We start from the raw sequence: 24029 nt of genomic DNA on the forward strand, positions 1-24029 counted from the left end.
CGCGTCGTGCTGTGGATCGCTGGGCGCACGGATTTGACGATCAGTCAGACTCATCATCGCCTGATCGACCTCGTCGTTACCGAGAAAGGATGATTTATATGGTCGGCTCGTAGTGGTGTTACCATGCGACTCGTTAGATTCAACGACGATCGGCTCGGCCTGTTGACCGACGACGACAGCATCATCGACGTCACCGACGAACTCGGTCTCGAGACAAACGATCCGCTCAAGGAGTACGTCCGAAAGGACCTTGACGCCAGCGAGTACGCTGATGAGGACCCTGACTATGATCGCAAGGAGATCACTATCGAGTCCCCGGTTCGCCGCCCTGGGAAGGTCATCGCGGCGCCGCTGAACTACGAGAACCACGTTGAGGAAGCGCTTGCCGACAAGGACATTGTCACCGAGGAGTGGTTTACTATTGAGGACAAGGGCTACTTCCTCAAGGCCCCCTCGAGCGTCGCTGGCCCCGAGGACGGCATCGAACTGCCGTTCAACGATCGCCGCGTCGACCACGAAATCGAGCTGGCGTTCGTCATGGGCGAGGACGTCAAGGACATCGACGCCGAGGACGCCTGGGATGCAATCTTGGGCTACACGATCCTGCTCGATGTCTCCGTCCGCGGCGACCAGGACCGTTCAAACCGTAAGTCCTACGATACGTTCACTATCATTGGTCCGAGCGTCACCACGGCGGACGAGATCGATAACCCCCACGACCTCGAGATGGAGTTGCAGCTCAATGGCGAGACCAAGCAACAGCAGAACACCGGCGGCATGATCTACAGCTGTGCCGATATCGTCGAGTACGCCTCCATTGGCGCGACGCTCGAGGCCGGCGACGTCGTCACCACGGGGACGCCGGAGGGTGTAAGCCCGCTCTCGGACGGCGACACCATCGAGGCCGAGATCGAGGATGTCGGCGCAATGACTGTCGACGTCACCGAACGCGACGTTGCCTTCGAGGACGTCGACGTCCAGAAGAGTCAGAAAGACGACTGACGGACAGAACAGCGCTCTGTAGACAAGGTATCTTTTTACGAACGCCCATCGGCGGGACGAATGAACGGCGACTCTAGCGCCGTTAGTCCTCGAGCGATACTAGCGCGTCCAGCACGACCGCTCGCTCTGACTCCGCCAGTAGCGGGTTGATCTCGATCTCTCGGATCTCTTCGTTCTCGTCTAGAACCTCGCCAACGGTGACGATCGCCTCGGCGACGGCCTCTCGATCGACCGTTGGAGAGCCGCGGTAACCGTCGAGCAAGGGAGAGGCCTCGAGTTCGTATGTCATCTCGACGGCTTCGGCGGTTGAGACTGGCGCGATTCGGTGACTCGTGTCCTGTAACACCTCGACGGTGATTCCGCCGAGACCGACGAGGACGGTTGGCCCGAAGGACGGATCACGGGTCCCACCAACAATCACTTCCAGCCCCTTCTCGAGGTTGACGCCGGCCTCAATCAGTACGTCGGCGTCGATTTCCTGCTGGTCGGCCGCATCGAAGATGTCTTCCGCGGCCGTTCGGACGCTCTCTGAGTTTTTGAGACCCACGTTCACACCGACACCGTCGCCCCACTCGCTTTTGTGCTGGACCGACGGCGATGCGACCTTCGCAACGACTGGGTATCCAATCTTCTCGGCGGTCTGAACGGCGCTTTTAGGCGAATCAACCGTCTCACTGTCCGGCACCGCTAGTCCTCGATCAGCGAGCAGTTTCTTCGCTTCGGCCTCGGTCAGCGCGGAGCGCTGTTCGTTGCGTGCGATCTTGAGAGTCTCAGTCATCGGTGCTCACCCCCTTGCCTACGACGGTAACGTCCGGCTCCGCATTGCGCTTTGCGTACTGGACGAGCGCGCTGGTGGCGTCGGCCGCGCGCTCCGGTGCCGTGAACGTCGGAATACCCAACGCCTCGAGCTCGGCGAGTTCCTCACGGACGATTTCATCTGGGCCGCTGCTCGCGAAGACGATCGGTTTGTCGACCTCCTCGGCAAGCCCTTCAAGCGCTTCAGTCGGATATCCCAGGCCACCCTCATAGAGCTCGTACACGAGCACGATATCGATGTTCTCGTCGCGGGCGACGGCAGCGACAACATCGCCGAACTCCGGCATCGGCCGTCCAGTATCAACTGGATTCGCTGAGAATGTGATCCCCGGCAGGATCTCTTCTACGACATCCTGCGTCTCCTCAGTGAGCGACGGGAGGTTCGCGCCCGCTGCCTTGAGGCGGTCTGTGATCGCGATCCCTGGGCCGGCTTGGGCGGTGACGACACCGACGTTCGGACCGTCTGGCTGCGGCGAGGAAGCTAGCACCGTCCCAGCGTCCAAGAGTTCGGTTGACGAGCGGACCGTCGGCACGCCGTACTGAGCAAAGCCGGCCTCATACAATTCGTACTCGCCTGTAAGCGCGCCCGTGTGAGACTCTGCGAAATCGCCCACGTCCTGCTCACCGACGTTGTAGGCGACGACTGGCGTCTCGATGCGTTCGCAGGTCTCAAGGAGACCGCGCCCGTTGTCGGTTCCCTCAACGTGAAGCACGATAGCGTCGGTCTTCACATCGGAATCGAAGTACTCAATGGCCTCCTTGAAGCCGACGTTGGCGCGGTTACCGAGACCGACCATTGCGGAGAGTCCAACGCCCTTATTTTCCGCTTGGAATGCGATGGCATAGGCGAGCCCGCCGCTCTGGGCAATAACCGCGATGTTGCCCGGGGGAATGGTATTGATGTTAGTTGCAAACGTCGCATACAGTTTCTCCTCAGGGACGAGGAAGCCGCTCGTGTTCGGTCCGAGTACCGCGACGTCACCCTCTATGGCGGTCTCGACGAGTCGCTCCTGAAGCTCCTGGCCCTCGGGACCGGCTTCACTGAAGCCGCCAGCAAAGATGACCGCGCCACCGATACCCGCCTCGCCACACTCCCTAATGATGTCGGGGACGACTGGCGCCGGAACACAGCATAGCGCTAGGTCGACTTCGCCGCTGATCTCGGTCACTGAGGAGATGAACTCCCGGTTGAAGACGGTCCCCGATGACGACGGATTGACCGGATATACCGGTCCGTCGAACTGAATTGCATTTTGCATCGCTTCGTAGCCTATCTTCCCTGGGGTATCGGAAGCCCCGACGACCGCGATCCCCTCTGGATCGAACAAGTCAGCCACTGTCATACCGATGGTATTGTTCGGACTGGGTGAAAGCATTTTCCCCGTTACAGAGATTGAGGGAGATCCGGGTCGACCAACTATTCTTCGGTTTTCGAGCGGAAAATCGCCTAGTTTACGAGAATCAAATTAAGTCAATCCTTGGCCCTTTAGTCGGACTCAGACCCTGGAAGACGATTTCCTCGATCGCGCTCCTTCTGTGGACGGTTCAGATACACTTCGAACTGGCGAGCGAGCCCTTCAGCACGAATGGCCAACTCGGTCATATGGCACAACCGGCCTCATCCGGCAGGCGAAGACGACCATATAGAGCTGAAAGATCGTCCCTAGTGTAATGCCCCCGTTGTCAATTTATTGTCGAGTTCAGAGCCAACCCTTCCATCCCCAAAATTTATTACTATTTACCATGCTATTCATTCTATGGCACAGACAATGCCGGATCCATATAGCTTGGAGAATGAATGGGATTTCGTTTACACGAACGGTGAACGACAAGCATCCGATGGGGAGGATGTTATCCCAGTCGAAAATCCTGCCACTGGCAGCGTTCTTACCGAAGTCCCTGACAGTACGGAAAACGATGTCGACGATGCCTTCAGAGCCGCTAAGCAAGCACAAAAAGAGTGGGCTGAAAAACCACCGCAAGCGCGGTCTGAAGTCATTCAGAAAGCACTCGGGATACTTCAGGAAAACCATGAGGAAATTGCTGAAATAAACGTTGCAGAATGCGGTAGCACGCAAGCTAAAGCAGGGTTCGAGCTGGGGCAGTTAGCGCCAGGAATTATGACGGAGTCTGTGGCTTTCCCAACGAGATCGAAGGGAGAATCCGCGACTTCAGTGATTCCAGGAAAAGAGAATGTTGTCCACCGAGAGCCAGCCGGTATTGTTGGTGTGATCACTCCCTGGAATTTCCCGTTCCACCTCTCGATGCGAGTCGTCGCTCCAGCAATCGCCCTGGGTAATGCTGTCGTCCTGAAACCCGATCCTCATACGCCAATTAGTGGTGGGTTGCTCCTCGCCCAAATATTCGAGGATGCAGGTCTTCCACCGGGTGTTTTGAATGTCGTACCTGGTGGAAGCGAGGCGGGTGAGCGGATCGTAACTCATCCCGAACTGGACGTGATCTCGTTTACAGGGTCAACTGAAGTCGGAAAGCAAGTTGGCGAAGTAGCAGGACGAAATCTGAAAGTCCAGGCACTCGAGTTGGGTGGAAACAATCCACAAATTGTCCTCGATGATGCCGATTTAGACGCTACTTTGGACGCAGCGACGTTCGGCTCATTTATGCACCAGGGGCAGATATGTATTAAAATTAATAGACATCTCGTACATGAATCAGTAGTCGACGAATATGTTGAGCGCCTGACCGAGCGTGCGGAGAACCTGACAGTCGGCGATCCGTCGGATCCTGATGTAGATATCGGACCAATCATTAACGAATCGCAACGCGACCAAATGATGGCGTTCATAGACGACAGCGTCGAACAGGGAGCGACCATCGAGACTGGCGGTGAGGCCAATGGCCTATTCGTCGAACCGACAGTGATGACGGGGGTTTCGAATGATATGCCAGTGTCGTGTAACGAGCATTTCGGCCCGATTGCCCCGATAATCACGTTCTCGGATGTCGACGAAGCGGTCGCCCTCGCGAACGATACCGAATACGGACTCACCTCGGCCGTCCATACGAGCGATATCCAACGCGGGAAGTCGATCGCAAAACGACTCGAGGCGGGTATGATTCATATTAACGACCAACCGATCAACGCCGAACCACACATTCCGTTCGGCGGCGCGAAAGACTCTGGATTAGGAAGATATAATGGTGACAACATCATCAGAGAGCTTACTGAAACTAAGTGGGTGTCTGTACAGGATGAACCACGGGAGTTCCCAATCTAAGGTCGATAACTATGGATATACAAGCTGCAGTAGTAAATGAAGAGGGTGCATCGTTTGAAATTGAAGAAGTAAATCTCGACGAGCCAAGACCAGACGAAGTACTCGTCCGCGTTGTCGGATGTGGCATTTGCCACACAGACTTAATTGTCCGCGATCAAATGTATCCGACACCGTTGCCAGCAGTACTCGGGCATGAGGGTGCTGGAGTCGTTGAAAAAGTGGGCGAAGACGTGACACGAGTAGAACCTGGTGATCACGTGGTCATGAGCTTCGACTACGACGGAACCTGCAAGAGCTGTCGCGATGGTCACCCTGCATTCTGTGAGAGGGCCTATGACTATTGCTTTGGTGGCGTCAGACCAGAGGACGGTACCTCGCCGATTTCATTAGATGGAGAGGAAATCAGCGGCCGTTTCTTTGGTCAATCATCGTTCGCCACGTACGCAATTGCGTCCGAGCGAAATGCCGTCCCCGTCGGAGACGACGTTCCACTGGAGTTGCTCGGCCCGCTTGGATGTGGTATCCAGACGGGTGCGGGGGGCGTCATCAACTCATTAAACGCACAAGCAGGATCGACGATCGCTATCTTCGGAGCGGGTTCCGTCGGACTGGCGGCCGTCATGGCCGCCGAACTCAAGGGATGTACCGACATAATTTCCGTCGATCTCAAGCCGAACCGCTTAGAGAAAGCGTTGGAAGTCGGTGCTACGAAGACTGTGAACCCTGAGAAAGTAGATGATGTGGTCGAAGAAGTCCGGGAACTCACTGGTGGCGTCGACTATGCGCTAGAGACGACGGGTGTTCCAACTGTCGCCGAGCAGGCAACCGAGGTCCTCACGCAATTAGGGACGCTCGGTATTATAGGTGCTCCAGCACTTGGAACAGAGGCTAGTTATGATGTTAACAACCTCATTTTGAACGGCCGAAGCATTACAGGGATTGTGCAAGGTGATTCCGATCCACAGCAGTTTATCCCCGATCTTATCGAACTATATCGACAGGGTAAGTTCCCGTTTGACGAACTAGTCACTTACTACGACTTTAAGGATATAGAACAGGCTATCGAAGATGCTGAGAGTGGCGAGACGATTAAACCCATTCTCCGCATGGGAGATACTTAAAAGAGATAAGCTACAAGCCAAATCTGAATTAATTTGTAGCGTGCTGTAGAAAACTCTGTGCGTTCTCTCGACAAACAGTGACAGGAGGCCAGTTTCGAAACGAATCCCTTGATCAATTCAGAAGCAGCGGCATTCTATGGGCCTGCAAGTATCGTCGCGCTAATATACATCGTAGAGCGGCATCCAGACTGTGAAACATGAATCCGTCGAGAACCCAGACTCTGGTGATCGTCTCCTAACAGCGAACGTACTGTCGGAGAGAGTAAGTCTGGAGTTGTAGTCGCCAGCTGCCGAAAGCGGTCAGTCACGGCCGGCCGGCGGTCGTTGAACTGTCGTTACCAGAGGAGCCTCCAGCGGTAGTCGCATTTTGAGGTCAGGCCGATCGATATCGGTCACGCTGAATCCAATTTTTTCATAGAGGGTGATCGCCCGACGGTGCCCCTTCGGGACGTTGAGATTCAGTTCTTCGTGGTCGCGGTCATCAGCGTAGGCGATGACGTGCTTGAGCAGCTCAGTCCCGATCTTTCGGTTCTGAAAATCGGGGCGGACGAAAATAACAAACTCTGGATCGGCAGCGTCGGCCGGGACGACAGCGACGTGTCCGACAACCTCGTCGTCAGCCGTCACGATTAGGTTCCAGCCATCGTTCAGGAGTCGATCAAGCCACTGCTCGCGGTCGTCGCGGTGCTCCGGTGGGAGCCCCATTGTTGAGTCGTCGATGGTGTCGTACATCTCAAGCAGCGCGTTACGGCAGTCGGAATCAGGGGGGCGGATCACTACCGCTGTTCCCTCGTTGTCGATGAATCGCGGACAGCGCGGTGGACAGTGTACCGTCCCCTTGCACTCGGAATTATCCCACCCGGAACATGCGTTCGCGGCCATAGTTCCAGTGTGAACAGCTACCAACTCATCGTTTATCACGAATATGTTCGTTTGGCTGTGTCCTCGACGTGGAGTCATATGGGACCTCCTTTTTGGCTTCACCGTCAACGATACTGCGTACGCCGTGCCGCGGTGGGCGTTGTCCTACGAACTGGTGACTCTCACCGTCAAGGCCCAGCCGCCCTCGCTCGATATCGACATCGGCTACAACTACGAATACTGCTTCTACATGGATAACATCGGCCTCTTCTGCCACTACTGAAATGATCCGGACGCCGTCCGGTCGGGCACCGAGGCCGACGACGGATGTCTCCCAGAGAAGATCGATGTCTATGGCGTGACGGGCGATGATAGATCGACGGTACAGAATTCGCTCAACGGATCAGGAACGACGTGGAAACCGACGCGACCGACAGTCGATCGGTCATCATCCTCTGGGACGAAGACGTCGTAGTCTACGAGGCACTGCCGCTGCCGATCGAGTGCGCCGACCACACGCTCGCCGACAACGAGTGCGAGCGCTGAGGGATCACTTACAATGCGTTCGAACGCGAGAATAGCAGGCGAAAACTGTCCCGCGTCTCCAGGCACTATGGTCTGTTCCTCGCGTTGGTTCCCAGTAGGTGGTCGTCGATGCTGGTCCGAACTGAGTGTCAAGCGCTCTCGAGCGCTTCTCGTAAATCGTCGGGAACCGTAATACCGCTGTCGCCGTCCATTGGCACGCAGACGCGGTGTTCAGTCCCCTCGAAGACGACCTCGCCGTTGTGGCTCGCCAGGTAATTGAACTGAACGCTTGATTTTCCGACGGTCGCGTTCAGTTCGATCTTGATGTCATCGCCACCATGAACTTGACCCATGAAATCGAAGTCCATCGAGACGAGCGGAAGGCCGAGCCCATGTTGCTCGTGAAGCTCCCAATAGGGCCATCCGATCCCCTCCATGAACATGTCTGATGTCTCGTGGATCGCGTCGACCATCCGCGGGTAGTGAGCAATACCAAATGGATCAGTGTCCGAAAACCGGACGGTCCAAGTGCGTGTGAAACTCATGACATTACGGATCGAATGTGTTAGGAGATATAAGTCTATTGTCGAACGCTGCGTCTGATCGATCACTCAACGCCGTTCACCAATTGATGTCCGGTCCGGAGTCCGTTTCTAGGTGGAACCGCTACTTGCTGTTCTCGGTTGGAAGTGATCAAGAAGCGAGAGAATATCTCACGAGAAAACATTGATGGGTATGGCGTTCGAAGATTGATCACGAATGCCTATCGATACGCGGATCAGGACGCGCCGGAGTGGGAATTCCGGTGACGCGTCCGCGACCGAACCTACCGATATCTGCACCGTCTTCGTAACCGTCGCGAACCGTTTCCGGCGGGCTAGTCTATCACCCGCTTGCGGCAGGAACGTCGATGACTCCCTCGAGACGGTCTGACGAGCTATGACTGTGAGTCCTAACACTCCTCTCGACGTCGACGCATCGGACGCTGACGAGCGGGCAGAGTACGACTACACCTCCGACGATGTCGAACGTCCGGATCTGGTCGCCGCCCTCTGCGAGCGGATCAATGGTGACGTCCGATTCGACACGTACACCCGGCAGCTGTACGCGACGGACGCGAGCGCCTACGAAGAGACGCCGATCGGCGTCGTCTTCCCGAAGTCGACTGAAGATGTCGCTAGCGTCGTCTCCTACTGCGCTGACCACGAGATTCCCGTCCTTCCACGGGGCGGGGGCACGAGCCTCGCCGGCCAGGCGGTCAACGAGGCCGTCGTCCTCGACTTCAGCCGTTACATGGATGGGATCGTCTCCGTCGAGGCCGACGCGCAGCGCGCCCGCGTTCAGTCGGGCGTCGTCCTCGAGGAACTCAACGACGCGTTAGCGCCCCACGGGCTGAAGTTCGCGCCGGATCCCGCCGCCGGTGACCGCAGCGTCATCGGCGGCGCGATCGGCAACAACTCCACGGGTGCCCATTCGCTGAAGTACGGAAAGACCGACGTCTACGTCGAGGAGTGCGAGGTCGTCCTCGCCGACGGCACCGTCGCGACCCTCGGCGAGATCGAGGTTGACGAACTCCGCGAGCGGGCCGATCCCGTCGGCGACCTCCTCGAGCGCGTCTCTGCGGAAGTCGTCCGGATCATCAACGAGGAGGCCGACGACGTCCGCGAACGGTTCCCTGACCTGAAGCGCAACGTCTCCGGTTACAACCTCGATGTGCTCGTCGAGGAAGCCGAGAGCGGTACCGTTAATCTTGCACGGCTGCTCGCGGGCAGCGAGGGGACGCTGGCCGTCATTACGGAGGCCGAGGTTTCCCTCGAGCCCGTTCCCGAGACGAAGGCAGTTTCCCTGCTGTTCTACGAGAGCGTCCTCGCAGCCGTCACGGACGTCCAGCATGTCCTCGAGCACGACCCCGTAGCGGTCGAACTCATCGACGACGTGCTGATCGGGCTGGCCCGCGAGACCGCGGAGTTCGAGGAGATCGCGGCGCTGGTGCCTGACGGCGCGCAGGCGGCGCTGCTCGTGGAATTCTACGCCGAAGACGACAAGCACGGCCGGGAACGGACTGCCTGCCTCCTCGCTGATCGGGTGCCAGACGGTGAGAGTAAGGCGGCGTCACCCGAGGACCGGCCCGCCGTCGATGAGACCCACGCCTTCGAGGGGCTCGAAGCACACGCCGACGCCAAGCGCGAGAAGTTCTGGAAGCTCCGCAAGGCTGGGCTGCCGATCTTGCTCTCACGGACCTCCGACGAGAAGCATATCAGCTTCATGGAGGACTGCGCTATCCCGCCGGAGCACCTCCCCGAGTTCGTTGAGCGGTTCCAGTCGTTGCTCGTCGAAAAGGACCGCGACGTCGACGCGGCCTTCTACGCCCACGCTGGGCCGGGGGTCCTCCACGTGCGCCCATTAGTGAATACGAAGGCCGCCGAGGACCGCGAGGATATGGTTGAGATCGCCGACGAAGTGACGGATATGGTCGTCGAGTTCGGCGGATCGGTCTCCGGCGAACACGGCGACGGTCGCGCCCGCACTCAGTGGAATCGCAAGCTCTACGGAGAGAAGCTTTGGCAGACGTTCCGTGACCTGAAGACGGCATTCGACCCTACCTGGCTCCTAAACCCGGGGAACGTCTGTGGTGACCACGACATGACGGAGAACCTCCGGTACGACGACGAGTACGCGTACGACGCCGGGTTCGAGCCGTCACTGAACTGGGACAATGAAAACGGCATGCAGGGGATGGTCGAGCTCTGCCACGGCTGTGGCGGCTGTCGGGGCGATCAGGAGAGTACCGGCGGCGTGATGTGTCCGACCTACCGCGCGGCCGATGAGGAGATCACGGCCACGCGAGGTCGCGCGAACCTCCTCCGGCAGGCGATGAGCGGTGACCTCCCCGATGATCCCACCGACGACGAGTTCGCCGAGGAGGTGCTGGGCCTCTGTATCGGCTGCAAGGGCTGTGCACGGGACTGCCCCAGCGAGGTCGACATGGCCAAGCTGAAGACGGAAGTCATGCATGCGCGCCATCAAGAACACGGTGCTAGCCTTCGAGACAAACTGTTCGCGAATTTCGACCGTCTGGCCCCGATCGGCAGTTCCCTTGCACCGCTCTCGAACCTCGCGCAGTCACTTCCGGGAGCTGGAATGATCGCCGAAAAGATCATCGGAATCGCCAGCGAGCGGTCGCTGCCGGAGTTCCATCGTGAGACCGTGCAAGAGTGGTTCGAGGCTCGCGGCGGATCTCGAATTCCCGAGTCCACCGCTAAGCGCAAGGCCGTCTTCTTCGTCGACACCTATACCAACTACAGCCACCCCTCGGTTGGAAAGGCGACGATTCGCGTTCTCGAGGCCGCCGGCGTTCACGTCGACCTCGCCAAACAGACCGACAGCGGACGACCTGCGCTCTCGAAGGGTTTCGTCGATCAGGCCCGGCAGGCGATGCGGATAAACATCGCCGAACTCGCGCCCCGCGTCAAAGATGGCTGGGACGTCGTCCTCGCGGAACCCTCGGACGCGGTGATGTTCCAGTCTGACGCGCTTGATCTGCTCGACGGGACCGGTGTCAAATCTGTCGCAGACAATGCCTATGGAATATGTGAATATATAGACATGTTTCGCCTCGACGAGAACGTCGATTGGGTAGCCCCGTCTGAGTCTTTAGCCTATCATGGCCACTGCCACCAGAAGGCGACAAAGAAGGACCACCACGCCGTTGGCGTCCTACGCCGGGTAGGCTATGCAGTCGACCCGCTCGACTCGGGCTGTTGTGGAATGGCTGGCAGCTTCGGCTACGAGAGCGAACACTACTCCTTGAGCCAGTCCATCGGTGACATCCTCATCGATCAGATTGAGGACAGCCACGCGACCGTTGTCACCGCACCGGGGACGTCTTGTCGCACTCAGCTCGGTGATAAGCGACTCGAACCGGTGCCGAGGGAAAGTTCTCTCGCGGGTAGCGACCTCGATCGCGAGGAACCGCCGACGCCGGTCGAACTGCTAGCGTATGCACTCCCGCGGTAACGGCGCGAGCATGGCGGTTCAGTCGGTCCCACGATAGCATTGTTATGGCGTCAAAGGGACGATCTTTCCTAAGAATATGTGAGATTCAACTCAATCTCATTGACAGCGCTTTGCATAACGTTTGGTATCTTGTCTTCAAATCGATTACCGTACATTCCATGGCTTGGTCCGGCAACAGCAAACGCCCCAAGAACACCCCCTTCTGGTCCCATTAGCGGAACGCCGACAGCGTGGAGTCCATCTGTACTTTCAGCCTTGTTGAAGGCGTATCCCCGGTTACTAATCGTTTCAAGTTCCTCGAAAAGCTCGGATTCTGTTGTAATCGTCGAATCCGTTGCAGGTGGCAGACCATGCTGATCGATGATCGCTTCTACGCGCTGTTTTGGTAGATTAGCGAGGATCGCTTTCCCTCCTGCAGTTTGGTGCATATAGAATCGTTTTCCGAGTCGCGCGCGACTATAGACGCCCTTTGGCCCCGTTTCCCATGCTAGCACGACGGACCGACCGTGCTGCTCTGTAGAAAATTGGACGGTTTCGCCTATCTCGTCTGCGATCTCTTTCAGCTTGGACTCAATCTGGTTAATGCCATCGAACTGGCAGAGAGTATACCCTCCAATATCCAGAAAACGGAGACCGACTTGGTAGTTACCGCTGTTGTTTACGACATAATCGTGCTCTCGTAACGTAGCTAGATGTTTGTGTACTGTTCCTTTTGACATGCCGATCGCAGCGGCTAACTCTGAGACAGTTGCTCCATTTTTCTGTTTCAAAACATCAATGATCTCAAGAGTTGTTTCGACGCTCTTGATTCGTGTCGATTCGTTCTCGTGCGATGCCATTGTTCGATAAACAATTTACCACGGTAAGAAGTTTACTCATTCGAAACCGACATATGGTACCTTCGTTTCACTGATTTAGCAATATAATATTCAAAAATACTCTTTTATCTTCGCTGTATATCCGACTAGATTCGGAGATAACCCTTCTCTCATAGATTTATTCCACTACTATCTTCAGCCGCTCATTGCACTCCGTTTCTTATTACGAAATTTGTGTCTCATTCTGAGTTCCTTTCTCGTGATCGATTGAGGGGTCTGCGTTAGTTGAATAGTTCGCCTTGACTCATGCTAAACTATACCAAAGACAACCGTCATAATTTCACAAGTTTTTGGAATTTCACTTGCTATCTCTATGGTTCAATTGACAGCTTAAATAGACATCACGGACATATGGTTGTAAAATAGGCACTGTGATCCTGTCATGTGTTTACATCCATACTTCTGTAAAATCACTTACTTACTCCTTAACAAACGGGTAATAAATTTCATTCTATATCTTATATATCTGATCGTAAGGCTATTTTTCGAATTATGAAACGGACTTCAGCCAGTTTGCTGGTTTTCGATTTGCATCTCTGTTGTGTCTCTAACTAGAGTCCCGGATCATCTAATCGAGATTTTAAATATTATGGTAAAGATAATACATATACCCAATTTTCACCAGTACTATACTGGCTTCGTGATGATGTTGTTGTATTATTGACGATGGTATGCGGACCGGGTAAAGCTGTCCGATGGCCCCCTGAGTTAACAGTCACGTCAGTCTCGGCGTCTGGCTTGACATCGCAGAACATCTTCGTTCAGAACTGAGTGAGCGGTTCCGGCCCCCGCAGACCCTTCGATGGGGAGTCGCTGCTGGCAATCTCGGGAATAAAGGGATGAAGGATTCTACTTGGGAGACGGAGAACGCGTCGGAATGATCGATGACTAGCCTCATATTCTGTGAAAGGCACATAGAGACAAAAAGAAGACAATATATTGTTTGGTGAATGTATACACAGTCACCACCGGGACGATTCAACTCGAAAATACTTTTACATCCATCTGATGAGTGCATGTATGGCATTCAGTTTGTCTGATGAGCACGAAGCTATCCGTGATGCTGTTCGTGAGTTCGGTGAAAACGAGATTAAGCCGGTTGCAGAGAAACACGATCGCGAAGGAAAATACCCTGAAGAGCTACGACGAAAAGCCGCTGAGTACGACTTCGTTGCGCCGACTATTCCGCTCGAGTACGCTGGAGCCGGCATGGACAGACTTTCAAAGACGATAGTCACTGAGGAACTATGGCGAGCTGATCCCGGAATTGGATCTGCGGTCGGCAGCGCAGGTTTCGGAACGAACATGATCGTCGAGTTTGGTGACGAATGGATGAAAGAAGAGTGGCTTCCAAAGATCGCAAACGGTGAAATCGCCTCCTGTTCGATGATTTCGGAACCCGCCCATGGATCAAACGTTGCGGGAATTGAGACCGTCGCTGAGAAAGATGGCGACGAATACGTCTTGAACGGGAACAAAATGTGGATCACGAACGGGACAGTCGCCGACGTTGGCGTTGCCATGGCGAAAACGAGTCCGGGAGAAGGTCATCGCGGAATTACTGCTTTCCTCCTGCCAATGGATACTGATGGTGTCTCGACTGAGAAGATCGACAACAAGCTCGGTATCCGCGCCTCCGACCTCGCTGAAGTTGTCATTGACGACGTACGTGTGCCCGATGGGAATGTTATCGGGAAGGTAGACAAAGGATTCTACCAGCTCATGGAGTTCTTCGCCTCTGGCCGAACCAATGTCGCCGCACAGGCTATCGGCGCTGCACAAGGTGCGCTTGACTCCGCGATTGACTACGCTGGTGAACGCGAACAGTTCGGCCAGAAGATTGGGGAGTTCCAGGCAATTGAACACAAACTTGCCGAGATGGCAACTCGGGTAGAGGCTGCTCGTTCGCTGACCTATCGTGCCGCGACCGAAGTCGAACAGAACAACCAAGATATCGCTGCACAGTTCTCAAGTATGGCAAAGCTGTTTGCCAGCGAAATTTCAGTCAAGGTTGCAGACGAGGGAATCCAGGTCCATGGCGGTTCGGGCTACGTTACGGACTATCCGGCTGAGCGCTACTATCGTGACGCTCGTATCACAAAAATTTACGAGGGAACGAGCGAGATCCAGAAGAATATCATCGCAGACCAGCTACTATAACCGTTGTGTGGTGGACTCTCAATCCGACGACGGTATGTGCCCCCAGAAACTTTTAATCCACCACCCTTCAAAAACATTCTCACATAATTGAGTACTTATTCTGCCGTCTGAGTTAGTGAACTCCGACTTACTGACGACCAATCTGCTCGGATAGAGATATTCAACTTTGCTCAATAACCAGAAATAGACGGAACGTATGTCTAGGTTCAATCAGACTTCTCCGAGCTGCAAGGAAAGATGACCCATGAGAGTGGTGTGGTAGCCGATCTCTGACATAACCTTTATTAATGAGGGGTCCAAGATGTAGAATGGAATGTCACAGAACGATGTGGACCTAGAATTTGGGGTGTTCGCACAGCCAGCATGGCGGCCGGGAACAAATTGGACACTGTCTCTTGACCAAATGGTTGAGGAAGCACAGTTAGCGGAGAAACTCGGGTTCGATGAGTACTGGGTCGGAGAACACCATAGCGGAGGTCACGAAACGGTCCCGATGTCTGAAATGCAACTAGCACGGATGGCAGAAGCTACGGACCGGATTAAGCTGATGCCTGCAACGGTCAACCTCCCATATGACGTTAATGATCCGTTCTCAGTAGCTGAGCGGCTTGCCTTCCTCGACCAGATATCTCATGGACGCGTGATTCTCGGGTACGGTGGTGGTGCTCTGCCATCGGACATGGAGATGTTCAACGCGATGGATGACCGAGCCAAGGACCGGATGTGGGAGGCCATCGATGTCATTGAAACATATCTCCAGGCTGAAGAACCAACAGACTACAATGGGGAGTTCTTCGAATACGAAGATCGATTGATTCAGCTTCCAACCTACCAAGAGGAGCCGAAATCTTCGGTTGCTGGGTTGACTTCCCGGAGTTCATTCTATAATGCAGCTAAGGATGGATACCGCCCTCTCAGCCTCAGTTTCATCCCAGTGGAGGCACCCGATAACCCTGCTTGCATCAGCCTTGCCGATAGTGCAGAAGCTATCGAAGAAGGTGCCGAAGAGGCAGGTCGTGACCCGATGGAAGCCCGGCAGGATTGGTGTATCGTTCGTGACGTCTATATCTCCGAGAGCAAAGAACAAGCCTTCGAAGAGATACGTGAAGGAGCATGGGACTACTACGATTACATGCTCGAGCTCGGCCTCGCTCCCATTATGGCAACAGATGAGGAAATGGAGCGAGAAGACATAACGATGGAATGGGTCGCCGAAAACGTTCCCCTACTTATCGGTACTCCGGAGGACATCATCGAGCAGATCAAGGCAATACAGGAGAAAATTGGCCCGTTCGGTCAACTGCTAATCAATCACCACGACTGGCAAATCCCCCGACACAAGTGGGACCAGTCGCTCGAGCTGTTCGCCAAGGAAGTTATGCCCGCCTTCAAGTCTCGCGTCGGCCCGCGTGAATTCTCTAAAAGCCAAATCATGCCCTTCGAGGAACCAGCCCCTGACGACGACGTATTCAAACTCGACGGTTCTGACAACGTCCGCCACTTCTAATAGCGGACATTCTATCTGATTCTCTTCTGAAGCGTCAAGATGTCGTTAGACGCATTAATACTCCGATCCCAGACATAATGTAATATATTAGAGATAAGTAAAGATTTATATTCGATCCAGTCGAGTGTTTTGTTGCATGCTAGCAAACTTAGATGACGCAGCCTCGATTGTAACTGGTGGCGCATCCGGGAACGGACGAGCGATCGCACTAAAACTGGCAGAAGCCGGTTCGAACGTGACTATTGCGGATATCCGTGAGGAACCCCGCGAGAGTGGTCAGCCGACTCACGAACTCATCGAAACGGAATACGACGCTAATGCCCGCTTCGTTGAGACAGACGTAACCTCGATAGATGATCTACAGGCGACGGTCCAGGAGACGGTCGACGCTTACGGTTCACTCGATGTCATGGTGAATAATGCAGGAATCTTCGAGGGGGGTTCAATCTATGACATCGAGGAAGACGAATTTGACCGAACAATCGACATCAACGTTCGTGGAGTGTTCTTCGGATGTAAAGCCGCAGCAGAGGTGATGCGTGAGCAAGACGAAAAGAACGCAATTGTCAACCTCTCGTCGGTAGGTGGGCTGAGTGGACTCGACCAAGCCTCTACGTACTGTACGTCGAAAGGTGCAGTAGCCAATCTAACACGGGAGCTAGCCGTTGAACTCGGTCCTGACAATATCCGCGTCAATGCGATTAATCCAGGACTCGTTGAGACGCAGATGCTGGCCGATGCCGGTATTGACGAAGAACATTCACAGTATCTTCCGCTCGGTGAGTTGTGCACCCCTGAGGAGATCGGCAATACTGCCGTCTATTTAGCGAGTGATATGTCCTCGCATGTTACCGGCCACAACCTCGTCGTTGACGGTGGCCTTCTCGCAAATGGATACTGGTAACACGCTTACGTAGTCGAACGGTTCATACACTCGAACACTGTCAATATAGACGGTTGGTGATTCTTGCTGGCCAGTCGCCAGCAGAGTCGTATTTCGATTTATCCACGAACAGTCGGCACTACGTATCCCCATCCAATTGTTCTCCGTAACACTACAGCCATATCTCAATAGACGTACATTGAACCTCGCCGAGAACAACCTGTATAGAGCCTTTATATGACATTTAACACCCACCATGTGAATGAATCCCAATAGATTTTAGTAGTCCGTGTACATTAAGGACAGTAGGCAGACCCCTCAATAGCCAAATCATGAACGCTCATAACAATGAAACAAAAGCGACTGGTACTAATGCCAAGCCGCTCGACAGCACAAAACTCGCAATCCTAAATGAAATCGGAAAAGGTGAACATGAGGAAAGCCAGTTAATTGAGGAATTGGCGAGCAAAATTGGTATAAGTGAATCCGAGGTGCACGAGCAGTTTACCGCACTCGTGGACAGGAGTTTTATCGAGACCACCTCAGATCGTCCTTGTCTCCGTCCGTCTGCGCTTTCGGTCCTAAATGCGGTCAAGACGGACGGACGTGAATCATCGGTGGTTGAGCGGTATGAGGACACGAAACTCCGTGGAAAGGTGACTAGCGGAGTTGGTAAAGGCAAGCACTTTGTAGGGCTGTCGGGCTACAAGCGCCAGTTTCAGGAGAAACTCGGTTACACACCATATCCCGGTACACTCAACATTGAACTTGATGACGAATCAACCGTCCAGCGCCGCCAACTTGATGTGATCTGTCCTATCTGGATTGAGGGATGGAGCGACGAGGATCGGGATTTCGGGCCAGCAGTCTGCCATCCAGTGACGATCACCACTGATGCTGGGAGAACGTACGAGCAAGTCCATATGGTGTATCCTTTCCGGACAGAACACGATCAGACTGAATTAGAACTCTTAGCGCCCGACAATTTGCGTGAAACAATGGGCCTCACTGACGGCCAGATAGTTGAGGTGAACATAAATGAGTTATAAATCGGAAGCGAGCGCGAACTGGGAGCCCAAAGTAGTTCTCGACGAGGCTGTGGCGGCTTTTCGCGACGATGATCCAGTTCTCGTCTATGATGACAAAAGCCGGGAAAACGAGGTCGATATGATGTTCCCGGCAGCAGCTGTGACGCCTGATCGAGTGGCTACCCTTCGAAACGACGCCGGCGGCCTACTCTGTGTTGCCCTCGGAAACGAAGTCGCTAACGCGTTTTCGTTGCCTTTCCTCCAAGATGAACTCGATCATCCAGCCGCCGCGGCTCATGATCTCAAGTATGACGACCGCTCGTCGTTCTCGCTTACGGTAAACCATCGCGACACACGTACCGGAATCACTGATCAAGACCGGGCAAAGACCGTCGCGGCTCTCGGAACAGCGGCTAGCGATCCAGAACACGCCGACTTCGGCAACACGTTCCGATCGCCTGGACATGTTCATCTCCTAAAGGCTGCACCAGGACTCCTCCACGATCGAGCCGGACATACTGAAATGGGCATCGTGCTGGCCAAGGCCGCAAACCGGGTACCAGCAGTCGCACTCTGTGAGATGCTCGACGACGACACCGGTGGGGCACTCTCTTGGCCAGATGCACTCACATATGCGAGACAAAATGATATCCCGCTCGTTCGTGGCGAGCAGGTCAAACGTCTTTAGCGCCCTTGAAAAGCGGTATCAGTATCGTTCGTTATTCGTAGGAACGAGTCCGGTTATTCAAACCTGACCAAACCGCTCTATTCAATTAATTAAATATATCACCTATGTCTCAAGGAACTGAAGTCATACCTCGAAGAAAGTGGAAATTTTCACACGGACACTGGGAATAGATATGTCTATTTAGATAACGGCTATATTCACACCTATTCTTCAGGTTTAACAAGTATTTTCACTTGGTTACTTTCTGGATCAGTAAGTCTCTCAAATCCGTCGGATACGATATTTTTGAGATTGATGCGGTCTGTTACCAGAATTGAGGGATCAATCTTCTCCTTTTTCAGGAGGTTTATTACTCGCTCAAACTCTGTTTTAATTGGTCCTGTTTGGTATGCTAGTGTTCCATTGATGTTACGCTCGGGTATGACTATGCTGTTAGTATCGATTTCGAAGGTGTCTTCGGAAATACTGACGATGGTTACCTGTCCATCTGGACGGGTACTTTGAATGGCGTCTTCGAACCCGGGCTGAACACCAGTTGCCTCAAGCGCTATGTCTACGCCACCATCTGTGGCCTCGGTAATTTCTGCAACGGCGTCCATTTCAGTTGGATCAATTACAGTATCTGCCCCAGCATCAGTCGCTAGCTGTCGCCGCGCATCTCGAGGCTCCGAAACGAAAATCTGTTCAGCACCTGCCGCTGTCGCACACAGCACAAGTCCAAGTCCAATAGGTCCTGTTCCGAAAACAGCTACAGAATCACCAGCTTGGATTCCAGCGCGTCGGACTGCTCTGAGACAGACACTGAGGGGTTCAACCAACGCCCCATATTCAGTAGGTACATTGTCTGGCAATCGGTGGACGTTTGAGGCAGGTACTGTCGCATACTCTGCAAACCCGCCTGATTTAGCTGAGAGGCCGACGAATGCGAGCTTTTCACACTGGTTGTACATCCCTTCATCACAATATCGACATGAACCACAGGCGATACCGGGATTAACTGCGACAGAATCGCCTGGGGAGAACTCTGTTACGTCCGAGCCAACTTCGTCAACGACTCCCCCAAACTCATGACCGAGAGGGACAGGCGGTTCTGCACCTGTGATCGGATTGGGTTCACCGAAATTTGGAACGAATATTGGTCCTGCCTTGTACTCGTGGAGATCGGTTCCACAGATACCAGCTGCTTCGACCTTAATCCGTACTTCATTTTTTCCCGTTTCTGGGATATCGTCCTCTCCTACACGGACATCCTGCTGCCCATGCCATTTCGCAACTTCCATGACAACAATAGACACATTCTATTGGGATAAAAATCTTTTGAGGGTCCGTTGTGGCTACTCTTGGCGAAGAACCCCGGTTAGCGTCTAAAACAGATTTGATAAGTCTCCACCAAGTTTCGATGAGCCGACATCAGTAACGCCCGAAGGATTATAATTATGGACGGCCGATACGCTATCATGCCAGACGTAAAGATCGAGTCAATAACCGACGTTGGACAGGACACATTTGCTTTGGAACTCGTGACGCCATCGAATTTCGAAGCACATCCTGGACAATTCATTCTCGTGAGGGCTGAAATTGATGGAGAGGAAGAGACAGGATATTATACTCTCTCCTCACCTGATGTAAAGAATACATTTGAAGTAACGGTAGCTATAACTCCTGACGGGACTTTGGGTCCCTGGCTAGTTGATCGAGAGGTGGGAGAATCCATCACAGTTGAAGGTCCCTATGGTGAGATACAATATCTTGGCAATACGGATGCTGTTGTACTTGCTGAAGGCCCTGGAATCGGACCAGCTGTAGGAATCGCTGAACGGGCAACCGATGAGGGGAAGAATGCCAGAATCATACACACTGAAGCTTCCCCACCGCACGCTGACCGCCTCAATTCCAATCAAAGCGATCATGTGTCAGTCACTCATGCCCCTACTACCGAAAGGCTCCTGAATGAACTCGCTGACGTCTCTAATGAACAGATCTACGTATTCGGCTTCAAAGGATTCGTCGACAAGGCAAAAGAAACCCTAGAAAAAGCAGGTATTGACCCCGACTCTGCTGAGATCGAAAGCTTTGGGCCTAAATAAAATACTAACCCGACAAAGTCCCCGAACAATCGGTTTCGTAAAACGTCGAATGTAGTAGCTTGTCCGATCTGGTGGACTGGGAGGCATTTACGTAGTCAATCTGTCATCTACTATAGTAAGTACTTCTTGTCAAGAAGTACACCTACCGTAGGCGACGGGCCGATTAGTCGATAACGCCGTACAAATTGTGCTGAACGTGCGACCAATTCAGAAGGGTGAGACTCATCTGAAAACCGTCGGGGATACCTTAGACTATGCTAAGGAGATGATTCACGAATTAGGTCCCAATTCGGAACCGAATCTCAATCTCGTCTGCATCCCTGACTACGATACCTGCATCCGTTTCAGTCACGTTAAATTGGCTACCAATGAGTCGGTCTCGAAGCGCGTCGAGTGCCTGTGTCCCCGGAAGGACTACCTCGAACCAGGCTAATCCTCGGCCATTGCTTGGACCCGTTCGATGATGCCATGTGTTCGCCCCGATGTGATGGTGATACCCTCCGGCAGACACGAAGTGTGCGTTTGGCCAAGTTGCTTGTACTTCGAACCCGAGGATGTTTACGTAGAAGTCCCTGAATGTGTCAATCGAGGAGACTTCGAGATGGACATGGCCGACATCTGTGCCCGGTGGTGCCCGAGGTTCACCACTACCAGCGGCTTCGATTCTATCGAGATCGAGTCGGTCGGAGCCGATTCTGATCTTCCCATTGTCGTCGATAGACCACTCGTCGCGGGGGAAGTCCCGATAGATCTCAACGCCGTTCCCCTCGGGGTCTGTGAGATACAGCGCCTCGCTGACGGCATGGTCAGAGGCACCACCGAGCTGCCAGTGGTCTCGTATCCGACTGAGCGCGTCACCGAGGGCTTCGCGTGAGGGTACTCTGAATGCATTGTGGTAGAGCCCGGTGCCCGATCGGTGACGCTTCAGGGCATCTTCTGCTTCCTCCAGGACGAGCAGTGACGTGTCGTCAACCCCGAGTACGGTGTTCGTGTCGTCTGTGCGGACCACACTGAGGCCGACGACATCTTGGTAGAAGCCCGTCATCTCATCGAGGTCGGCGACGCGAAGCGCAGTCCGTCCGATCCGTGTTCCTTGCGGGAGTACGTCTGTATTCATTGAGTCTGTTAAAATAAACGCGAACGCTGCTTATCCGTTTGTGCCCCTCGCCTGAGACGAGTCAGGGGAGCGGTCCCCCTGGTCGAACAGTGCATGTTGGAGTGAGAATGCTCCAGGGCCACTCAGAACAAGCGCTACTGCGATCACGGTTAGCGTGAGTGTCAATTCGATACCGTTACTCGTGACCGGATACCCGTTGGGAAGGTGGTAGAGGACAGTAGCGACGAGCATGTCGATGGCGATCACCGCGCTTGTGAGTCGAACGGCCAAGCCGACTAGCAACAAGATGCCGCCGACAAGTTCGACGAGACCGACTCCCCACGCTGCAATCGTGGGAAGTGGAACGCCAAGGCTCGCCAAGAACCCTGCAAAGCCCGAGATACCCATCGGTTTCGGTCCGACACCGAAGACTTTGCCGACGCCTGCGATAAGCATCGGAATCCCAAGGGCGAGTCGAACGAGGGTCGTGCTCCAGAGCGCAGCCGTCTCGGATGACAGTTGACGTGATATGGTCTGGGCCATTATTCCTCCAGCTCCGGCTGACCGCCAGTCATCTGGATGATCTGACCCGTCACGCCGTCGTTCGAGAGCAGATGAACAACTTCATCGACGACCGCCGCAGGTGCTGTCCACTCGGAGAAGTCAGCGTCGGGCATCGCCTCCCGGTTCCCCGGCACGTCGATGAGGAACGGGGCGATCGCGTTGACGCGAGTATTGAGTTCGACGTCGAGCGACTCGGTTAGCGTCCGGACTGCGCCCTTGCCCACGTTGTAGGCCAGCGTGCCCGGCACCGGATCAATCGCCCGGTCGGAGCTAAACAGCACGACACCGCTGTGTTCACTGAGCTGGTCTGCGAACGCCTTGACCGTCAGGAACGCCGTGGTTGCGTGGAGACTGAGTGCGGATTCGAATGCGTCTCCATCGGTTTCGTTGATGCCGCCCATTGAGAACCCGCCAGCGAGGCCGACAATATGATCGACCGAACCGTGTTCCTCGGTAACGGCCTCAGCGAAGGCCTCAACCGCAGCTTGGTCGGTGAGATCGACCTGGTGGTATGACACCGCGTCGGCGTATTCAGCACGATCCTCGACATCATCTCCTTCGGTTTCAGTAACGTAGGTGCCGATCACATCAGCGCCCTGGTCAACGAGCTGGTCCGTCACGTACGGGCCTATGTTGCCGGTCGCACCGGTCACAAGCACCGTCGAGTTTTGTAGTTCCATTACATTACCTAGTAGGCTCCCAAACCTATATATACTTCAGGCAACAATAGTGTAACCAAGTAATGGCGACCCAACCACCGACGTCTGAAACCGATACAGAATCGGACATCGAGCAACGGAATGCAGATGTTTGCAATGTAGTGGGGTCGATTGAGGAGATCGGGTCAAAGTGGAAGCTCATCGTCCTCAACGATCTTCGAGGCGACGAAAAGCGGTTCAACGAGCTCAAGCGATCGACGGGGGCGAGTTCGTACACGCTCTCGCGCGTGCTTGACGACTTGGAGGACGAAGAGCTCATTGAGAACCGGAAAGAGTTCGAATCGCCGGTCGCAAGCTATTACAAGATGACTGAGAAAGGCAGTGCGCTCTGTCCCGTCTTCGACGTATTAGACGAGTGGGGCGATGACTGGCTCTGAATTCGGCAGTCAACACACGATAGACGAAACTGATGAGAAACGTGTTCAGGAAGTTGTGCAGATGCTAAGAGAGCAGGCCATAAACGACTAACCTAGGGTTCGACAGATTTCCCCTACTATTTAAGTTTTGTACACATTGTATATTATGTGAGTTATGTAGACATCCATCTGTTTGTTACGATTAATCTCGAAACTAGGTCCGAACGACGGTTGTAGTTCTAGTATAGTGATATGTAATTTTCGACCCTCACTAAACCTGTATTTCTGGTATAGAACTCTTCTATCATGAGAATATTGGATTTATGTCTTCTGCCACTACTGGCTTTGATTACTCGGAAACACACGTATTTCTAGTCCCGTGCGTCCTACGGACCACAGAGATGGTCGAAGACACTCAACCCGACGCTACTCTCGGGCACCCTCGAAGACAGCATTGCGGAGTTCGTCCACTCGCGAGATTT

General features: G+C 54.1%; 22 protein-coding genes and 1 pseudogene. 14 read left to right on the forward strand and 9 right to left on the reverse strand.

What is annotated here, in order from left to right; all coding sequences use genetic code 11:
* The first annotated feature begins 123 nt into the window (after positions 1–123).
* Complete coding sequence (locus LDB05_RS22835) at positions 124–1002, forward strand: fumarylacetoacetate hydrolase family protein (protein ID WP_226008374.1); 879 nt, start codon at positions 124–126, stop codon at positions 1000–1002.
* Between the two features lie 82 nt (positions 1003–1084).
* Here the strand turns inward: LDB05_RS22835 and LDB05_RS22840 are convergent, their stop codons facing one another.
* Together LDB05_RS22840 and LDB05_RS22845 are read right to left on the reverse strand one after the other, a co-directional pair.
* Positions 1085–1780 (reverse strand): acetate--CoA ligase family protein, encoded by a 696-nt coding sequence (locus LDB05_RS22840; RefSeq protein WP_226008375.1) that lies wholly within the window; start codon positions 1778–1780, stop codon positions 1085–1087.
* Complete coding sequence (locus LDB05_RS22845) at positions 1773–3161, reverse strand: acetate--CoA ligase family protein (protein ID WP_226008376.1); 1389 nt, start codon at positions 3159–3161, stop codon at positions 1773–1775. Before LDB05_RS22845 ends, LDB05_RS22840 begins: the two co-directional genes overlap by 8 nt.
* Before the next feature lie 414 nt (positions 3162–3575).
* Between LDB05_RS22845 and LDB05_RS22850 the strand changes: the two genes are divergently transcribed.
* Together LDB05_RS22850 and LDB05_RS22855 are read left to right on the forward strand one after the other, a co-directional pair.
* Positions 3576–5057, forward strand: coding sequence for an aldehyde dehydrogenase family protein (locus LDB05_RS22850; RefSeq protein WP_226008377.1), 1482 nt, complete (start codon positions 3576–3578; stop codon positions 5055–5057).
* 11 nt (positions 5058–5068) lie between these two features.
* Entirely contained in the window at positions 5069–6178 is a 1110-nt protein-coding gene (locus LDB05_RS22855; RefSeq protein ID WP_226008378.1) for an NAD(P)-dependent alcohol dehydrogenase, read from the forward strand.
* A gap of 300 nt (positions 6179–6478) precedes the next feature.
* On the opposite strand, the gene LDB05_RS22860 is transcribed toward LDB05_RS22855, so the two are convergent.
* Positions 6479–7138 (reverse strand): GNAT family N-acetyltransferase, encoded by a 660-nt coding sequence (locus tag LDB05_RS22860; protein ID WP_343232941.1) that lies wholly within the window; start codon positions 7136–7138, stop codon positions 6479–6481.
* 46 nt (positions 7139–7184) lie between these two features.
* On the opposite strand from LDB05_RS22860, the gene LDB05_RS22865 reads away from it, so the two are divergent.
* A complete protein-coding gene (locus LDB05_RS22865) occupies positions 7185–7322 on the forward strand; it encodes a hypothetical protein (RefSeq protein WP_226008380.1) in 138 nt (45 codons plus the stop codon).
* 131 nt (positions 7323–7453) lie between these two features.
* Complete coding sequence (locus tag LDB05_RS23470; protein WP_284145800.1) at positions 7454–7585, forward strand: hypothetical protein; 132 nt, start codon at positions 7454–7456, stop codon at positions 7583–7585.
* A gap of 128 nt (positions 7586–7713) precedes the next feature.
* Here LDB05_RS23470 and LDB05_RS22870 read toward each other — a convergent pair whose 3' ends face one another.
* Positions 7714–8109 carry an acyl-CoA thioesterase gene (locus tag LDB05_RS22870; RefSeq protein WP_226008381.1) on the reverse strand — a complete coding sequence of 132 codons (396 nt, stop codon included), beginning with the start codon at positions 8107–8109 and terminating at the stop codon, positions 7714–7716.
* A 394-nt stretch (positions 8110–8503) separates the two neighbouring features.
* On the opposite strand from LDB05_RS22870, the gene LDB05_RS22875 reads away from it, so the two are divergent.
* Entirely contained in the window at positions 8504–11581 is a 3078-nt protein-coding gene (locus tag LDB05_RS22875) for an FAD-binding and (Fe-S)-binding domain-containing protein (RefSeq protein WP_226008382.1), read from the forward strand.
* A gap of 68 nt (positions 11582–11649) precedes the next feature.
* Here the strand turns inward: LDB05_RS22875 and LDB05_RS22880 are convergent, their stop codons facing one another.
* Positions 11650–12420, reverse strand: a complete 771-nt coding sequence (locus LDB05_RS22880; protein WP_226008383.1) for an IclR family transcriptional regulator — start codon at positions 12418–12420, stop codon at positions 11650–11652.
* 746 nt (positions 12421–13166) lie between these two features.
* Here LDB05_RS22880 and LDB05_RS22885 point away from each other — a divergent pair.
* The 6 genes and pseudogenes from LDB05_RS22885 to ribB form a co-directional block, all read left to right on the forward strand.
* Positions 13167–13351: pseudogene (locus LDB05_RS22885) on the forward strand (3-hydroxybutyryl-CoA dehydrogenase); the annotation flags it as partial.
* Between the two features lie 128 nt (positions 13352–13479).
* A complete protein-coding gene (locus LDB05_RS22890; protein ID WP_226008384.1) occupies positions 13480–14619 on the forward strand; it encodes an acyl-CoA dehydrogenase family protein in 1140 nt (379 codons plus the stop codon).
* A 313-nt stretch (positions 14620–14932) separates the two neighbouring features.
* Positions 14933–16126 carry an LLM class flavin-dependent oxidoreductase gene (locus LDB05_RS22895; protein ID WP_226008385.1) on the forward strand — a complete coding sequence of 398 codons (1194 nt, stop codon included), beginning with the start codon at positions 14933–14935 and terminating at the stop codon, positions 16124–16126.
* A 136-nt stretch (positions 16127–16262) separates the two neighbouring features.
* Positions 16263–17030: an SDR family oxidoreductase gene (locus LDB05_RS22900; RefSeq protein ID WP_226008386.1), complete on the forward strand. Its 768-nt coding sequence runs from the start codon at positions 16263–16265 to the stop codon at positions 17028–17030.
* 311 nt (positions 17031–17341) lie between these two features.
* Positions 17342–18058, forward strand: a complete 717-nt coding sequence (locus tag LDB05_RS22905; RefSeq protein WP_226008387.1) for a CTP-dependent riboflavin kinase — start codon at positions 17342–17344, stop codon at positions 18056–18058.
* Entirely contained in the window at positions 18048–18725 is a 678-nt protein-coding gene (gene ribB, locus LDB05_RS22910) for a 3,4-dihydroxy-2-butanone-4-phosphate synthase (protein ID WP_226008388.1), read from the forward strand. Before LDB05_RS22905 ends, ribB begins: the two co-directional genes overlap by 11 nt.
* Before the next feature lie 203 nt (positions 18726–18928).
* Here the strand turns inward: ribB and LDB05_RS22915 are convergent, their stop codons facing one another.
* Positions 18929–20005: a 2,3-butanediol dehydrogenase gene (locus LDB05_RS22915; protein WP_226008389.1), complete on the reverse strand. Its 1077-nt coding sequence runs from the start codon at positions 20003–20005 to the stop codon at positions 18929–18931.
* 177 nt (positions 20006–20182) lie between these two features.
* On the opposite strand from LDB05_RS22915, the gene LDB05_RS22920 reads away from it, so the two are divergent.
* Entirely contained in the window at positions 20183–20812 is a 630-nt protein-coding gene (locus LDB05_RS22920) for an FAD-dependent oxidoreductase (protein WP_226008390.1), read from the forward strand.
* A gap of 277 nt (positions 20813–21089) precedes the next feature.
* Here the strand turns inward: LDB05_RS22920 and LDB05_RS22925 are convergent, their stop codons facing one another.
* The 3 genes from LDB05_RS22925 to LDB05_RS22935 are packed head-to-tail and all read right to left on the reverse strand — an operon-like array spanning position 21090 to position 23125.
* Positions 21090–21929 (reverse strand): VOC family protein, encoded by an 840-nt coding sequence (locus LDB05_RS22925; RefSeq protein ID WP_226008391.1) that lies wholly within the window; start codon positions 21927–21929, stop codon positions 21090–21092.
* A gap of 30 nt (positions 21930–21959) precedes the next feature.
* The gene (locus tag LDB05_RS22930; RefSeq protein ID WP_226008392.1) at positions 21960–22451 is read right to left on the reverse strand and encodes a DoxX family protein; all 492 of its coding nucleotides are present in this window, start codon (positions 22449–22451) and stop codon (positions 21960–21962) included.
* Entirely contained in the window at positions 22451–23125 is a 675-nt protein-coding gene (locus LDB05_RS22935; RefSeq protein WP_250160949.1) for an SDR family NAD(P)-dependent oxidoreductase, read from the reverse strand. The genes LDB05_RS22930 and LDB05_RS22935 overlap by 1 nt, the downstream gene beginning before the upstream one ends.
* A gap of 89 nt (positions 23126–23214) precedes the next feature.
* Here LDB05_RS22935 and LDB05_RS22940 point away from each other — a divergent pair, with 89 nt between their 5' ends.
* Complete coding sequence (locus LDB05_RS22940; protein WP_226008394.1) at positions 23215–23568, forward strand: winged helix-turn-helix transcriptional regulator; 354 nt, start codon at positions 23215–23217, stop codon at positions 23566–23568.
* Positions 23569–24029 lie beyond the last annotated feature (461 nt).

This window comes from Natrinema salinisoli (genome assembly GCF_020405205.1).
Lineage (GTDB): Archaea > Halobacteriota > Halobacteria > Halobacteriales > Natrialbaceae > Natrinema > Natrinema salinisoli.

Coding starts and splice junctions, on each gene's coding strand:
- LDB05_RS22835 (WP_226008374.1), top strand. CDS start 124: ATGCGACTCGTTAGATTCAACGACGATCGGCTCGGCCTGTTGACCGAC.
- LDB05_RS22840 (WP_226008375.1), bottom strand. CDS start 1,780: ATGACTGAGACTCTCAAGATCGCACGCAACGAACAGCGCTCCGCGCTG.
- LDB05_RS22845 (WP_226008376.1), bottom strand. CDS start 3,161: ATGACAGTGGCTGACTTGTTCGATCCAGAGGGGATCGCGGTCGTCGGG.
- LDB05_RS22850 (WP_226008377.1), top strand. CDS start 3,576: ATGGCACAGACAATGCCGGATCCATATAGCTTGGAGAATGAATGGGAT.
- LDB05_RS22855 (WP_226008378.1), top strand. CDS start 5,069: ATGGATATACAAGCTGCAGTAGTAAATGAAGAGGGTGCATCGTTTGAA.
- LDB05_RS22860 (WP_343232941.1), bottom strand. CDS start 7,138: ATGACTCCACGTCGAGGACACAGCCAAACGAACATATTCGTGATAAAC.
- LDB05_RS22870 (WP_226008381.1), bottom strand. CDS start 8,109: ATGAGTTTCACACGCACTTGGACCGTCCGGTTTTCGGACACTGATCCA.
- LDB05_RS22875 (WP_226008382.1), top strand. CDS start 8,504: ATGACTGTGAGTCCTAACACTCCTCTCGACGTCGACGCATCGGACGCT.
- LDB05_RS22880 (WP_226008383.1), bottom strand. CDS start 12,420: ATGGCATCGCACGAGAACGAATCGACACGAATCAAGAGCGTCGAAACA.
- LDB05_RS22890 (WP_226008384.1), top strand. CDS start 13,480: ATGGCATTCAGTTTGTCTGATGAGCACGAAGCTATCCGTGATGCTGTT.
- LDB05_RS22895 (WP_226008385.1), top strand. CDS start 14,933: ATGTCACAGAACGATGTGGACCTAGAATTTGGGGTGTTCGCACAGCCA.
- LDB05_RS22900 (WP_226008386.1), top strand. CDS start 16,263: ATGCTAGCAAACTTAGATGACGCAGCCTCGATTGTAACTGGTGGCGCA.
- LDB05_RS22905 (WP_226008387.1), top strand. CDS start 17,342: ATGAACGCTCATAACAATGAAACAAAAGCGACTGGTACTAATGCCAAG.
- ribB (WP_226008388.1), top strand. CDS start 18,048: ATGAGTTATAAATCGGAAGCGAGCGCGAACTGGGAGCCCAAAGTAGTT.
- LDB05_RS22915 (WP_226008389.1), bottom strand. CDS start 20,005: ATGGAAGTTGCGAAATGGCATGGGCAGCAGGATGTCCGTGTAGGAGAG.
- LDB05_RS22920 (WP_226008390.1), top strand. CDS start 20,183: ATGCCAGACGTAAAGATCGAGTCAATAACCGACGTTGGACAGGACACA.
- LDB05_RS22925 (WP_226008391.1), bottom strand. CDS start 21,929: ATGAATACAGACGTACTCCCGCAAGGAACACGGATCGGACGGACTGCG.
- LDB05_RS22930 (WP_226008392.1), bottom strand. CDS start 22,451: ATGGCCCAGACCATATCACGTCAACTGTCATCCGAGACGGCTGCGCTC.
- LDB05_RS22940 (WP_226008394.1), top strand. CDS start 23,215: ATGGCGACCCAACCACCGACGTCTGAAACCGATACAGAATCGGACATC.